This is a genomic window from Paraburkholderia sp. 35.1, from assembly GCF_050436525.1.
GTDB classification, from domain to species: domain Bacteria; phylum Pseudomonadota; class Gammaproteobacteria; order Burkholderiales; family Burkholderiaceae; genus Paraburkholderia; species Paraburkholderia tuberum.
Window position 1 is genome coordinate 1,047,315 of record NZ_JBNDMJ010000001.1, and the last position, 14,142, is coordinate 1,061,456.

The window sequence follows — 14,142 nt, forward strand, 5'->3', positions numbered from 1 at the left end:
ATCGTCTTTCGAAGTCCCTTGGCCGAATGGCGCAGACCCTGAGCGTCGCACGGGAAGCGGGTGTGAAAGGCGTGGTTTATCTGTCGGTGTTCAAGGGCGCCGAATACGTCGACGTGCCGCACTTCACCGGCAAACATACGGTCGAGCGCATGATCGAACACCTCGACCTGCCGGTGACAGTGCTGCGCCCCGCGTATTTCATCCAGAACGACGTCCGGCAGAAAGACCCGCTGCTTTCGCACGGCGTCTACGGCATGCCAATTGGCGCGAAAGGCATTTCCATGGTCGACGTCCGTGATATCGGCGAGGCTGCCGCGCGCGAACTGCTGCGCCGCGAGCGTGGCTCAAACCCGCTGCCGGGCGAGACGTACGAACTCGTCGGTCCTGACGTGATCAATGCGCAGACCGTGGTTTCGATCTGGGCCAAGGCGCTGGGACGTCCCGTCCGCTACGGTGGCGACGATCTCGACGTCCTTGAGCAGCGCCTCAAGTCGGTTGCTCCTGCCTGGCTCGCATACGACATGCGGCTCATGATGGGCCGGTATCAGCAGGACGGCGCGGTCGCGTCCAGCGTGGACGTCGAGCGTCTGGCGACGCTGCTGGGACGGCAACCGAGATCCTATCGGGACTTTGCCGTCGCCATGGCTGCGGCGTGGGCTAAGGACTGACCTGCCAGGATACGCGATCGCGACTTTCAGAGGCTGGCACGCGCGACGGGGGGCTTGACGGGGCCGACCCCTGCTCGCGGGTGTATTGCGCTGCTTATGAAGGCCGCGCGGATATCGACCGAGCGTGACACTCGTGGCTTCAGGGAGCGGACGTCCGTAAATCGTCTCCAGAAGCACGAACGATTCAACGCGTTTCCCGCCGACTTCAGTCAGGGCCTCGCATCCTCTGGCTTGGGGCTCCTGGCATCAGCAAAGCGGCTTTGTACCGCGACGAGTTGGTCATCCGTGGTCGCCACCAGCCACAACCGTGCGTGCTCCGCGATTTGGCGGTTGTGGTCCTTCAACGGGCCCATTGCCGCGGCGGACTTCCAGACCACGGGGCCAATTCGGCTGCTCCTGCCCGACGGCGCACCCACCAGCAGGCAGTATGGCCCAAGAGGAAGCGAGACAAACGGAAGGGCCGGACTAGCGCGCACGCGCCAGTCGATGAACGGCGCCTCGCTGATGAGCAGGGGCGTGGGCAAGCCGTAAAGCACACTGAAATCGTACAGCGCCAATTGCTCGCGCATGCCCGCGTAGATACGTCGGATATCGTCGACAACCGCAGCGCGGATTTCATCCTCGAACATGGGTTCTTGCGCATAGCGTGCGGCGGCCTGCTGGGCGCTCAACTGATATGCGCTGAACAGGCCGAGTTCCATGCAGTCCTGCACTGCGCGCTGGACCTCTACGATAGTGCCGGCCTCCTCGGGCCTGCCTAACTGCGCTGCCCTCAAAAACCGGGCGAGCCCCGCTTCCTGGATCGCAGGACCTTCCACAGGCGCATCGTCGTCAGCATCCTTCTCGAGCGGCACGTAAATGTATTCTTCGGCCGCGAAGCGCGACTTCTTGCCTTCGTCAAACTTGATTTCGCCATCGGTGCAGTCCAGATATCGGGTACCGATTCGGCCATGCTCCCAAACCCAATTCTTCAGGAGCGGACGTAGCGGATGCAGTCTGTCTTGATTAGCCATCGAAGCCTCCAGGTGCCCCAGTATAGATCCACATGATTATCTGATGCGCAAAGGGCTATGAGCGGTCGATTCGAGCCTTGCTCCGGAACGGCACCCCCAGCCGGGCCGGATGGCTTCAAACCATCGCGAAGTTGAACCGCGCTCAGTCTGCAATCAATCGAAGATGCGGCTCAAACGAGGGTACATTGCGTCTGTGCAAATAGCTTGGGGGTGTCATGGCCCGCATCAAAGCGGAACCGTTGATGACGCAAGCGCCGCCTTGCGATGCCCACCGACTGTCCACGCAATGATGGTACCGATTGCGAGAGCTAACAGGCATGCAGTCGGAACGAGCATTGGTGCTACATGACTGTTGGTTACCTTGCCAACGTACGGCATGAGGTTCTGTCCGAAGAACCCTCCAAGGTTTCCAATGCAGTTGATGGCAGCGACACTTGCGGCGGCTCGAGCGCCAGAAAAGAAGCGTGGTGGGAGCGACCAGAAGCAAGGGTACAGCAGGGGAATACAAGCTCCGCCCAGACACAGAGCAATAAAGCGCAACGATACAGTCGGCAACACGAGGCTCGATGCAAAGCATACGACGCCGATGCCGGCGACTATGGCCATTGCTTTTAACACCACCTGTTCACGTTTGAGCTTCCCGGGAAGCCAAAGCAGGAGAAGAGCCGCGAGTGCCCACGGAATCATGTTAAGCAGGCCATTGACGCTCGACGAAACGCCCCAGCTCTTAACCAACGTGGGCAGCCAGTACGTCACGCCGTAGAGCGACGTCGACATCAGCATGTAGGTTGCTGCGAACATGAGAACCTTCGGGTCAAGCAATGCCGCCCATGGCCGGGACTCCTTTGCTTCCGGGGACGCTTCGCGCACAAGCGCTGCGACCACAATGTCCTTCTCATCCTGAGAAAGGAAGTTCGCTTCCTCGACGGAGCTCGGTAGATATTTAAGCGCTACGAAGGCAATCAGTATTGCCGGAAGACCGGTGGCAAGGAAGACCCATTGCCAACCCGCCAGTCCCAGTGTTCCGCCCAAGGAAAGGAGCAGCCCTCCGACCAGCGCGCCAAGCATGTTTGCCAGCGAACTGCCGAGGGTAAAAAGGCCAAGCACACGTGTCCGGTAGCTTTGAGGAAACCACTGCGTCAGGTAGTAAATGACGCCTGGATAAAACCCGGCTTCAGCAACACCCAGCGCAAACCGAAACGAGTAAAAAGCTGGCAGGGACCTGGTGAACGCCATTAGCACTGTAACGACGCCCCACGTAATCATGATGCGAGCGAGCCACGTCCGGGCCCCAAACCGATGTAGCGCCAGTGTGCTGGGCACCTCGAACAGCAGGTAGCCAATGAAAAACAGCGATGCTCCAAGGCCATACGCGGCTTCCGTCATGCCGAGTGCCTGAACCATTTCCAATTTCGCGAAGCCGACGTTCTGCCGGTCGATGAATGCGATGAGAAACATGACAATCAGCAGCGGCATCAGCCGCCATGCCATTTTCTTCATTACCTGCTGCTCACGTGTTACGGACGTAGACATGTTCGCTCCAAGTTCCATGCCCGCTGCCGCTCGACTGGCGTTTCGAAAACGGTCAGTCAGACGAAAACAAGCAGATTGATATAGTCATGTATATGTTTGTATGTTTGAGGTCGGGCTGCAATGAGGTATAACCCGGACGAGCGCACGCAAGCGAGCTGCGGCCGCAACTGGCGACCAGTGATGTATTCGGCGAACGAGGTGTAGAGCCTGAAAGTCGCAGGAAAAATGCGACCTGCCGGGTGACAGAAAGTCAGTTCGCGTTGTCGGTCCCTATGACAGCACCAAACGCGGCGAGGAAGTCGCGTTGTCAGCGAATATCGACCTGATACTGGAACGCTGCAGCAGCACCACGCGTGGTGCGCCATTCAATAGGCGTCCCGGCGAAATCGGATGCCACACGGTGCACAAGGATTACCGGGCTGCCGACGTCGATATGCAGGAGCGCCGCATCAGCGTCCGTCGCCTGTTCGACGTTCAGAATCTCGGTTGCGGATGCGACGATTTGGCGGCAAAGCCGCTCGTAAAGCGGATAAAGCAAATCCTCGAAGCCACCAAGGGGCAGAGTCGCCAGCGCTTCGAAACGGCTTCGAGGTAGCCATATTTCTTCCGACAAAACGGGTTGTCCGTCAATCAATCGTACCCGCGAGAGATGAACAGCCTTCTCCGTCGCCTTCATCTGCAAGGTTGAGCGAATCGTCTCGTTTGGCTTGACGACCTCGCGGCTGAGCACCTTCGCCGTCGGTCGGACCGGCTTCCCGTCAGCTGACTTGAATCGGAAGAAGCGGAACAACGACGAATCAAAGCGCGGGCGCCGGACAAAGGTCCCCTTTCCCTGGGTGCGGGTGAGCACCCCGTCGGCCACCAGCAAATCAATGGCTTTCCGAAGTGTGCCGGTCGACACGTTATAAAACAGGCTGAGCTCCGCCTCTGTGTCGATTGCCTTTTCTGGCGCCCATTCGCCCTCCGCGATGCGGCGCACCAGGTCATCGCGTAGCTGCTGGTATCGGGGCAATCGACTGTCTGGCCTGGCCGAGAACGACTGCATATCCATGATTCATATAGTTGTTCACAGGAATAGTCACTGTACAACATCTGCCGGAACAAGGGTAAATCCCCAATGACTTCTTCGTCGAAGCGCCTAAACTAAACATATAGTCATATACATGAATATATGAATTTACCCTGGAGACGGCGATGTTCACCTGGTACAAGCAAGGCACACCTCTCGAACGAAACACCTTCTGGGGATGTTTCGCGGGTTGGGGCCTCGATGCCCTTGATGTGCAGATGTTTACCCTGGCAATCCCCGCAATCATCGCAGCGTACGGCATCGACCACACGCAGGCGGGCGCGATCAGCGGCGTGACACTGGTGTCATCGGCGATGGGCGGCTGGCTGGCGGGCGCCTTGTCCGACAGGATTGGTCGGGTGCGGACGCTGCAGATTACGATTCTCTGGTTTGCAGGATTCACTTTCCTTTGTGCCTTCGCCCAGAGTTTTCCTCAACTACTGGTCCTGAAGGCCCTGCAAGGGTTCGGGTTCGGCGGAGAGTGGGCTGCAGGCGCCGTGTTGATGGCTGAGACCATCCGGACGGAACACCGCGGCAAGGCCATGGGCGCGGTACAGAGCGCCTGGGCTGTCGGCTGGGCCGGCGCAGTGCTGTTGTATGCCGCAGCTTTTTCGTGGTTGCCGTCAGACACGGCGTGGCGTGTCATGTTCGGTGCTGGCCTGCTGCCCGCGCTTCTCGTCCTTTACGTCCGCCGCAATCTCCGCGAACCTGTGCGCGTTGAGCCGTCTCGCGCTGAACCAGTGGTTTCTGTGTGGGGGCAAATCGCGCAAGTATTCCAGCCGCGCGTCATCAAGACCACCGTTATCGGGGCGATTCTGGGCACAGGCGCACACGGCGGGTACTACGCCATCATGACCTGGCTGCCGACCTTCCTCTCCAAGGAAAGACATCTGTCGGTCCTCAACACCGGTGGGTATCTTGCGGTTGTTATCGTGGCTTTCTGGTGCGGCTGTATGGCGAGCGCTTACCTGCTCGACCGTATCGGACGGCGTCGCAACATCGCATTCTTTGCATTTTCTTGCATCGTCACCGTGCTCGCCTACGTGATGCTTCCCTTGAGCAACACGCAGATGCTTGTTCTGGGCTTCCCGCTAGGCTTTTTCGCCGCCGGCATCCCGGCCAGCCTGGGCGCACTTTTCAACGAACTCTATCCTGCGGACATGCGCGGGACAGGCGTCGGCTTTTGCTACAACTTCGGTCGCATCGCCTCGGCGGGTTTCCCGGTGCTGGTCGGGTACATGAGTCATTCGATGTCGCTGGGAGCAGCGATTGGTATCGATGCCGCAATTGCGTACGGGCTGGCGATGGTTGCCGTGTTGTTGCTTCCCGAAACGCGCGGCAAGCGCTTGCGGCCGTCTGGCGTCGAGCAGGCTTCACAACTGGTCGCCGACGCCGAATTAGCGCTTGACCATCACCGGAGCCAGCGATGACTCAGGCCCCATCCATCGCGCGGCCACGGCTGCCGCGCGTTGACACGCACGCGCACGTGTTTGCCAGGACTCTGCCGCTGGCGGACGGACGGCGCTACGCACCCGACTATGACGCAACGCTGGACGCCTACCGGAAGCTTCTGGACGAGAACGATATTGGCAATGCCGTCCTTGTCCAGCCCAGCTTTCTCGGCACCGATAACAGCCATCTTTTACAGGCGCTGACCAGCGACATTAGCCGGCTGCGAGGTGTAGCAGTCGTGTCCCCCGAAATTTCAGAAGACGACCTGGTGCGGCTGAACTGTCAGGGTGTGACGGGCGTGCGTCTCAACCTTGTCGGACAGACGCTCCCCAAGCTGGGCTCGGCGCCATATGTAACGCTTTGGCGGCAGTTATCAAAACTAGGCTGGCATGTTGAGTTGCACAGGGAGGGGTCGGACCTGGCGCCGCTCGTCAACACTTTGCTGGATGTGGGCTTGCCAGTCGTCGTTGACCATTTTGGCCGCCCTGACCCGGACAGCGGCACACGCGACCCGGGCTTCAACGACCTGTTGGAGTTTGGCCCATCTGGCCGCGTGTGGGTCAAGATTTCGGGCGCCTATCGGTGCTCGGAGCCGGACTCGAGTTTCATGCGCGATGCCACGGACCAACTCATAGACGCATTTGGCGCCGAACGTCTGATGTGGGGTAGCGACTGGCCACACACGCAGTTTGAACATGCGACGGACTACAGCCAGACGCTTGCCGCGTTGCTGGACTTACATCTTGCGCCCGCGATTGTCGAGGCAATCCTGTGCTCAACCCCGCACTCGTTTTACGGGTTCGACAAAGACCCCGTGAGGGATATTGTCCCGACGACACCGACTTCCCAACTCACTTCCTGAGGTCATCATGCAAGTCACCGGTATGTTGCACGGCGCCAGATTGCTGCAGTTCGTGGGCTTTCCGACGCCCGAGATTCTGGGTCCGGACGCTAGCGAAGAACAGATTCGAGCGATGCTGAAAAAGCACGGCATGATTTTCATCAAGCCGGTTTTCAAGGGCGGTGTTGGCAAGAAGGGCAAGGCCGGTCTGATTGGCCGCGCGACTGACCTGACGACCGCCTTGAAGGAGAAGGAGCGTCTTTACTTCGTCGAACATCACGTTGCCAATACTGTGTCGAAAGCCAACGGTGTGACCTTTGAGGCGGGTGTGCCGGCCGAGTACGAGGTCTATTTCTCGATTACCGACTCGACACACTTCCGCGCACCGACGATGACGCTCACACATCACGGTGGCGTCGACATCGAGGAACTGGACAAGTCGCAAGTCGTGCAGATTCCGTTTGACCCGCTCACCGGGCTCAAGGCGTTCGTCGTGGCGAACGCGCTTTCGACGCTGGGCGCACCCAAACAGATTATCTCGCCGCTTGTACAGCACCTCCCCAAGTTATGGGAGCTCTACCACGGGTTCGGAATGACGACCCTCGAACTCAATCCAATCCGGATGCGCGAGGATAGCAAGGGACGGCTGACACCCGTCGCCTGTGACTTCAAATGCGGCTTCGACCGTGATGACCCGCGCTGGCAGCGCCTTGACCTGCCCGCGCATCTCTTCGCAGTCGACTATTCAGACTTCGAACAGGAAATCAACCAGCTTCGCACGTATCAGGGGCAGAGCGACGTCTACGTCATTAACGCGAAGGGCAGCATTCTCGCTCCGACGTTCGGTGGCGGCGCGAACTCCCTTGTCACGCAAATGCTCGGAGACGACGCCATCATCTCGTCAGACTTCGGCGGCAACCCACCCTACGAAAAGATGAAGGAAGTCGCCCGCATCTGCTTCAAGCACTGGATTGAGCAGAGCAATGTGCTGTTCATCATTGGTGGAAAGTCGAACAACACGGATATTTTCGAAACATTTCGCGCAATGGCCGACGCGTTACGCGAGCACTTCAGTCAGCACGGCCCGACGCCGCTCTATGTGGTGGTCGGCCGTGGCGGTCCGAATCTGGTTCGCGGAATGGGAGCATTGCGCGACACGCTCGATTCGCTGGGATTGCCGTACACCTTCTTCGGCTTTGACTCGGACATGAGCGAGGTGGTCCTGTACGCGAAGCAGGTTGACCAATGGATGAAAGCAGGCGGCCGTGAGCAGATTGCCGCGAAGCTGGGAATTGCGGTCAAACAGGCTGCCTGAGCATCTCATCGACTGAGGAGAATCATTATGTACAAGCAGGGCATTGGCGATTTTAAATACTTCGTAGGAATTAGTTCGTTATCCCAAGTTGCAACAAAGGACGACCGCGTTTGCGTGCTCAACATTCTGGGCGGCGAGTCGAGCGATGTCACGCCCGTCGGTCATGCCTATTCCGGTGGCAATGTGGTGTTTGGTACGGCTCCGGGAAAGCGCGGACAGGTACTGGAAACGGCACTTGGAAGCGTGCCGGTCTACAACAATGTCCTTGAAGGCCTGAACGATGGTCACCGGTTCAACTGCGGCGTCATCTATCTGCCGCCTTCCGCTGCACGGGACGGCGTGGCTGAGCTAATCCGTGTCAATCCGGAACTGAAGAAGATTTTCATCGTTACCGAAAAGCTGGCCGTCAGTGACTCGCGCGAAATCCGCGCGATGGGTCAGTCCAACGGGGTCGACATTTTTGGCGGCAACAGCCTCGGCGTGGCTGACGCCTGGAACCAGGTGCGTATCGGGGGAGCGCTGGGCGGCGACCACCCTGAAGAGGCATTGCGGCGTGGCTCGATTGCTTTGTTTTCCAACTCGGGCAACTTCACGACTACCATCGCAACCTACCTGCGGATGGCCGGATGGGGCACGACTACAGCCATCTCAAGTGGCAAAGACGTCTACATTCAATTCGCGGCGCCCGAGTTCGCTGCGGCCCTGGCAAACGACGCGCGAAGCAAGGCGGCCGTTCTCTATGTCGAACCGGGCGGCTACTACGAGCTCGACGCCAACTTTACGAAGCCGGTGGTTGCGTGCGTCGTGGGTCGCTGGAAGTCAAAGCTGACCCGTGCTGTCGGACACGCGGGTGCTATGTCCGGAGGCGCGGACGACGCCGCATCGAAAGAACAATGGTTTCTCGATAAATTCGGGGTGTCAAGCGTGTTCACACCGGACAATCCGGCCGTGTCGGCAAAGGGTGCGCTTGTCACGAACATCGCGCACATACCCGCAGCACTCACGGCTGTGATGCGTGAAAACGCCTGCAGGCCAGATTTCGAGCCGGAAGGTAACCTCGCATTAAAACCGTGGTTTAGCAGTCACCGCGGATTGAGCCTGCCGCAGGCGCTCGATTTGCCTGTCGTGCAGGCCACGGCCCCATACGATGCCCAGATTGCCGCGCTCGACAAACAGGTTGGAGCTGTACCACCGCGACAGTCGATGAAGGATGCTTCTGGCGCGTCGCAGATGGACCCAAAGTCGCAGGTGACCAGTCTCTACGGCGTTTCGATGCTTGATGCGGCGCAGTACCCCCTTGAGACAAACGTAAGCCTCGCGCTGCTCCACGAACCCGGCGGGATGAACGACCGCGCGCTAATCAATGTCGCTGTGAGTGCGTTCCTGAACCTGTATGGACATCCCGCACTTGGGGCTGCCCAGGCGGCACGGGATGCCGGTAATGCACCAAACACTGTCCTTGCAGCGGCGGCGAGTATCATCGGGCCCCGAGGGCAAGCCGGGCCTCGCCAGGCGGTCCGCGCTCTAATCGACGCCTTTGCCCCGGTGAAGCTCGAGAACGCGATGGATGAGAGTTTCGACTTTTCGCGCGCCGAAGTCACCGACCTCAACCTGTTCGTCGGCAGTGAACCGGATTTGCGGGCCCGCGCAATCCTGGCGGGACTCAAAGCTCGCGACGTGAAGTCGACATTCGTGCAATATGTTGAAAGCCTGCCCGGCGAGCCGACTACCGATGGCGTATTGGCAGCCATTTGCGCGACGCTCGCATGGGGACCGCTCATGCGCAAACGCATTTCACGCCTTTCGGCTGAGAGCCTTCCGTGGTGGATACAACTTTTCGGCTCCCTGATAGGCGCTTCAGTGCCCTCGGACCAGCACGGTCCGGACAGCTTCTGCGGCGTCGAAACGAAGACAGTCCTGGAGGAGCGTTCGCTTGGTGAAACCGCCTTCAGCGCGTTGTTTGGATTGTCGCCAGGCACGAGCGACTTGTTTTCCTTCCAATTGCTGGTCGGTCTGCTGCTGTCAAATGGACCCGGAACGATTTCCGCGCAGGGTGCAAAAGGTGCGGTCTCTGCCGATGGTCCCGAAGACCCCGAGCGCGTCCAACTCAACAAGGCGTTAATCGGCTTCCTTACGCACAGTGGTTACACGCATGGCGGCAATGGATTTGAGGGAATTGCGTTTCTGCTAGACCAGTTCGCGCATAGCGGACTGACTGACCCGGGCAATCCTGCGCACGGGCTGGATTTGAAAGCACTAGCGATGACGTACGTCGAAAGTTACGCCAAATACAAATCGAGCAAGAAAACGAGCGGCAGCCTGGACATCCAGAAAATCCCTGGCGTGAATCATCCGGTGTTTAAGGATAAACCCGTCAATCACGACCCGCGTGAAATGTTCGTGCGGCAATTGTTCGCCGAGCGCGACGAATACAACATCTTCCACGACTTTTACCGGACGTTGGTCCAAAGCCTGTTCGACGCGGGGGTTTCGCGAAACGTTTACTGCGTCAACGTCGATGCGGTGATTGCCGCGTTACTGCTCAAGATGCTCTGGCAGCCGTATCGTGACGGAACGTATTCGCGCAACGCTTTGGAGACGGCCGCCTTTACCATCTTTCTTTACCCTCGCATGCTCGGTTGCGCGGCTGAAATCGATGACCATATGAACCGCGGAAGGAACATGGATACACGTACACCAGCGTCGGAGTGTCGTTTCGTTGCGTAGCGGAATGACCCGGAAGCGCACGAAGTCTTTCCGCGCTGCCGGGTTCATGCCCACAACTATCAGTTGTCTCCGCACGGGATTGGGGGTGCGAGTCGTGCACGCTTTTCCGAACAACCCGAGCCTATGTGGCGATTATTCGTTGGCCTTGCTCAACTACGACGCGTTTCGCTTCGCGAGGCTTCTCCTCTTTGGGTTGCGGTGATCATAGACGTTCGCTGTCTCGGAAGTGTGCTTTACCCGGACCTGAAACATGCGCGATACCGAACATATGGTTTAACGCGATCATTTAGCAATTTCATCAGTGACGTCTCCTGCAAGGCGGAACGAGCGCCCAAGGAAGACCCTGGATTACGAAACACCGGCTGAACGATTTCATCGAACTATTGCATCGACCGGTTGAATCCGCCCCCCTGTCAGCGGACACTGGTGCGCACTGATGTGCTGTTTCCTGGAATCGAGTGCGTGGTGTGGCGTGAGACGATGCGACCGGGAGCCCCCAGACGTCTGGGCGACGGTGCGGGCCAGCGATTTCTTTGCGAATTGGACATGTGCGAATTGCTTTCGGCTGGGCGCGGACGACCTTACCTATCGATGGACTTGCTGCGGGCGCAACGAGGTGGCACGCGCGGAGCGCGAGTCGCAGTTGCAACAAATCGTTGAGGATCAAGCCCATGTCAACGAAGAGCGGGCACGGACAGGGCGCGCAGCGACGCATCCAGGTACTGATTGGCGCAATCGTATTCATTCTAGTTGTGACTGCCGGGTGGATCATTCACCAGACTCGGACGGTCGCACGCCAGACTTCCCTGGCGTTGGCGTCGGCCGCGACAACGGCGAACGACGCGGGAAATTATGACCGCGCAATGCGCTTCGCGATGCTGGCGATGGGCAACGGTTGGCTCTCGCCGGGATCGGCAGAAGCAGAGCTTGAGCTTATGCGTGGCGCGCAAGCATCAGTGCAGATTGCGTTGCTCGGCGGCCATCAGAATGCGGTTGATTCCGCCGTCTTCAGCCCGGACGGTAAGCGGGTGGTGACCGCGTCCTGGGATGGGACAGCGCGGGTGTGGGACCTGGCCACGGGTAAACAGATTGCGCAGCTCAGTGGCCATCAGAATCTTGTCTATTCTGCCGCCTTCAGCCCGGACGGCCAGCGGGTGGTGACTGCGTCCGCGGACAGGACCGCGCGGGTATGGGACGCGGCTACGGGCAAACAGATTGCGCAGCTCAGCGGGCATCAGGATCTGGTTTATTCCGCCGCCTTCAGCCCGCACGGCCGGCGCGTGGTGACTGCGTCCGCGGACAGGACCGCGCGGGTGTGGGACGCGGCTACGGGCAAACAGATTGCGCAGCTCAGCGGGCATCTGAAACCGGTTTTCTCCGCCGCCTTCAGCCCGGACGGCCGGCGCGTGGTGACCGCGTCCGCGGACAGGACAGCGCGGGTGTGGAATGCGGCGACCGGGCACGTGATCGCACAGCTCACCGGGCATCGGGAACCGGTAAGCTCCGCGGTCTTCAGCCCGGACGGCCGGCGCGTGGTGACCGCGTCCGATGACAAGACCGCACGGGTGTGGGATGCGTCGACCGGCCAGGTCATCGCGCAGCTCAGAGGGCATCGTGGACCGGTTTTCTCCGCCGCCTTCAGCCCGGACGGCCAGCGCGTGGCGACAGCGTCCGATGACAACACCGCGCGGGTGTGGAACGCGGCGACCGGCCAGGCGATCGTGCAGCTCACTGGGCATCGCGGACCGGTGAGCGCCGCCGCCTTCAGCCCGGACGGCCAGCGCGTGGTGACCGTGTCCGATGACAAGACCGCGCGGGTGTGGGATGTGGCGACCGGCCAGGTGATCGTGCAGCTCACCGGACACGAGGGGCCGGTGAATTCCGCCGCCTTCAGCCCGGACGGTCAGCGGGTGGTGACTGCGTCCCGTGACAGGACCGCGCGCGCATGGGACGCGGCGATGGGCATCTTGCTGCTCAGAGGGCATCAAGGGTCAGTTATTTCCGCCGCCTTCAGCCCGGACGGCCAGCGGGTGGTGACCGCGTCCCGTGATCGGACCGCGCGGGTGTGGGACGCGGCCACCGGCAAACAGATCGCGCAGCTCAGCGGGCACCAGGATCTGGTTTATTCCGCCGCCTTCAGCCCGGACGGTCGGCGCGCGGTGACCGCGTCCGCGGATGGGACCGCGCGGGTGTGGGACGCGGCCACCGGCAAACAGATCTTGCTCCTCAGCGGTCATCAGGGCCCGGTTGATTCCGCCGCCTTCAGCCCGGACCGCCAGCGGTTGGTGACCGTGTCGTGGGATGGGACCGCGCGGGTGTGGGACGCGGCCACCGGCAAACAGATCTTGCTCCTCAGCGGTCATCAGGGCCCGGTTGATTCCGTCGCCTACAGCCCGGACGGCCAGCGGGTGGTGACCGCGTCCCGGGACGGGACCGCGCGGGTGTGGGACGCGAGCACGGGCAAACAGATCGCGCAGCTCAGCGGGCACCAGGATCTGGTTTATTCCGCCGCCTTCAGCCCGGACGGTCGGCGCGCGGTGACCGCGTCCGCGGATAGGACCGCGCGGGTGTGGGACGCGGCCACCGGCAAACAGATCGCCCAGCTCGGTGGGCATGAGGGACCGGTTTTCTCTGCCGCCTTCAGCCCGGACGGCCAGCGCGTGGTGACCGCGTCCGCGGACGGGACCGCGCGGGTGTGGGACGCGGCGACCGGCGAGGTGATCGCAAAGCTCACCGGACATCAGGGACCGGTTTTCTCCGCTGCCTTCAGCCCGGACGGCCAGCGCGTGGTGACCGCGTCCGCGGACGGGACCGCGCGGGTGTGGGACGCGGCGACCGGCGAGGTGATCGCGAAGCTCACCGGACATCAGGGACCGGTTTTCTCCGCCACCTTCAGCCCGGACGGCCAGCGGGTGGTAACTGCGTCCGCGGATCAGACCGCGCGGGTGTGGCCTATCCGATGGCTCATGCAGAAGCGAGGTCAGAGCCTGGCTAAAGCCGTGTGTAGGGAAAGGCTCGTGGGAGCAAACCTGCTCACAACCGATGATGAAGCTGCCCTTTCTCTCGTACGCGGGCGCCGGGGCGAAAACGTATGTGGATCGTAACTCGCCGACCGGTCGGAGCGAGCTGCAACGATACGTTTGGCCAGCGCGACCAATTGCTTTCCAATCTTCCTGACTAGCTCTCACATCGAAGTCCGCGGCCATGAGCAGGTCCATCGCCTACTCGTAGGTCCGCTCATGTTTTCCTCTGCACCGAGAGCCGCTCATCCGGCGTTCATTGCGTTGCATCGACCGGTTGAATCCGCCCAATCTACGTCGGTCAGTCGCTGTTGCTGCTGAAGTCGTCGTACCGCGCCGAATGGGGGTTTCCGGGCGGCAGTATCCGGGACCCGAACTGCGGCTCGATAATCGCGAGATCGTCGCCGCGCATCTGGCGTCGCCGGAGCAATTGCCTGGCTTCGCCGTGACAGGCGCGGTCGCTGCGTATCTCGGCAGGGATGTCCGCGGCTAGTCGAGCCGTTT

9 protein-coding genes and 1 pseudogene are annotated in these 14,142 nt (G+C 60.6%); 7 read left to right on the top strand and 3 right to left on the bottom strand.

What is annotated here, in order from left to right; translation table 11 throughout:
* The first annotated feature begins 26 nt into the window (after nt 1-26).
* Nucleotides 27-668, top strand: a complete 642-nt coding sequence (locus OKW27_RS05065; RefSeq protein WP_429332740.1) for an NmrA family NAD(P)-binding protein — start codon at nt 27-29, stop codon at nt 666-668.
* Nucleotides 669-877: 209 nt separating this feature from the next.
* On the opposite strand, the gene OKW27_RS05070 is transcribed toward OKW27_RS05065, so the two are convergent.
* The 3 genes from OKW27_RS05070 to OKW27_RS05080 form a co-directional block, all read right to left on the bottom strand.
* Entirely contained in the window at nt 878-1,681 is an 804-nt protein-coding gene (locus OKW27_RS05070) for a hypothetical protein (protein ID WP_429332741.1), read from the bottom strand.
* Nucleotides 1,682-1,906: 225 nt separating this feature from the next.
* The gene (locus OKW27_RS05075; protein WP_090811874.1) at nt 1,907-3,214 is read right to left on the bottom strand and encodes an MFS transporter; all 1,308 of its coding nucleotides are present in this window, start codon (nt 3,212-3,214) and stop codon (nt 1,907-1,909) included.
* A 307-nt stretch (nt 3,215-3,521) separates the two neighbouring features.
* On the bottom strand, nt 3,522-4,265 hold the full coding sequence (locus OKW27_RS05080; protein WP_184068273.1) for a GntR family transcriptional regulator: 744 nt from the start codon (nt 4,263-4,265) through the stop codon (nt 3,522-3,524).
* A 143-nt stretch (nt 4,266-4,408) separates the two neighbouring features.
* Here OKW27_RS05080 and OKW27_RS05085 point away from each other — a divergent pair, with 143 nt between their 5' ends.
* The 6 genes and pseudogenes from OKW27_RS05085 to OKW27_RS05110 all read left to right on the top strand — a co-directional run.
* Complete coding sequence (locus tag OKW27_RS05085; RefSeq protein ID WP_184068270.1) at nt 4,409-5,713, top strand: MFS transporter; 1,305 nt, start codon at nt 4,409-4,411, stop codon at nt 5,711-5,713.
* Nucleotides 5,710-6,597 (top strand): amidohydrolase family protein, encoded by an 888-nt coding sequence (locus OKW27_RS05090; protein ID WP_429332742.1) that lies wholly within the window; start codon nt 5,710-5,712, stop codon nt 6,595-6,597. Before OKW27_RS05085 ends, OKW27_RS05090 begins: the two co-directional genes overlap by 4 nt.
* Before the next feature lie 7 nt (nt 6,598-6,604).
* Nucleotides 6,605-7,891, top strand: coding sequence for an ATP citrate lyase citrate-binding domain-containing protein (locus tag OKW27_RS05095; protein WP_090811071.1), 1,287 nt, complete (start codon nt 6,605-6,607; stop codon nt 7,889-7,891).
* Nucleotides 7,892-7,918: 27 nt separating this feature from the next.
* Nucleotides 7,919-10,618 (top strand): CoA-binding protein, encoded by a 2,700-nt coding sequence (locus OKW27_RS05100; protein ID WP_429332743.1) that lies wholly within the window; start codon nt 7,919-7,921, stop codon nt 10,616-10,618.
* A 671-nt stretch (nt 10,619-11,289) separates the two neighbouring features.
* Entirely contained in the window at nt 11,290-13,722 is a 2,433-nt protein-coding gene (locus tag OKW27_RS05105) for a WD40 repeat domain-containing protein (RefSeq protein ID WP_429332744.1), read from the top strand.
* Between the two features lie 206 nt (nt 13,723-13,928).
* Nucleotides 13,929-14,131, top strand: a pseudogene (locus OKW27_RS05110) (NUDIX hydrolase); the annotation flags it as partial.
* Nucleotides 14,132-14,142: the final 11 nt, after the last annotated feature.

What these genes read in the sequence shown, in the direction of transcription:
- OKW27_RS05080 (WP_184068273.1), bottom strand. Translation starts at nt 4,265, where the DNA reads ATGGATATGCAGTCGTTCTCGGCCAGGCCAGACAGTCGATTGCCCCGA.
- OKW27_RS05085 (WP_184068270.1), top strand. Translation starts at nt 4,409, where the DNA reads ATGTTCACCTGGTACAAGCAAGGCACACCTCTCGAACGAAACACCTTC.
- OKW27_RS05090 (WP_429332742.1), top strand. Translation starts at nt 5,710, where the DNA reads ATGACTCAGGCCCCATCCATCGCGCGGCCACGGCTGCCGCGCGTTGAC.
- OKW27_RS05065 (WP_429332740.1), top strand. Translation starts at nt 27, where the DNA reads ATGGCGCAGACCCTGAGCGTCGCACGGGAAGCGGGTGTGAAAGGCGTG.
- OKW27_RS05105 (WP_429332744.1), top strand. Translation starts at nt 11,290, where the DNA reads ATGTCAACGAAGAGCGGGCACGGACAGGGCGCGCAGCGACGCATCCAG.
- OKW27_RS05095 (WP_090811071.1), top strand. Translation starts at nt 6,605, where the DNA reads ATGCAAGTCACCGGTATGTTGCACGGCGCCAGATTGCTGCAGTTCGTG.
- OKW27_RS05070 (WP_429332741.1), bottom strand. Translation starts at nt 1,681, where the DNA reads ATGGCTAATCAAGACAGACTGCATCCGCTACGTCCGCTCCTGAAGAAT.
- OKW27_RS05100 (WP_429332743.1), top strand. Translation starts at nt 7,919, where the DNA reads ATGTACAAGCAGGGCATTGGCGATTTTAAATACTTCGTAGGAATTAGT.
- OKW27_RS05075 (WP_090811874.1), bottom strand. Translation starts at nt 3,214, where the DNA reads ATGTCTACGTCCGTAACACGTGAGCAGCAGGTAATGAAGAAAATGGCA.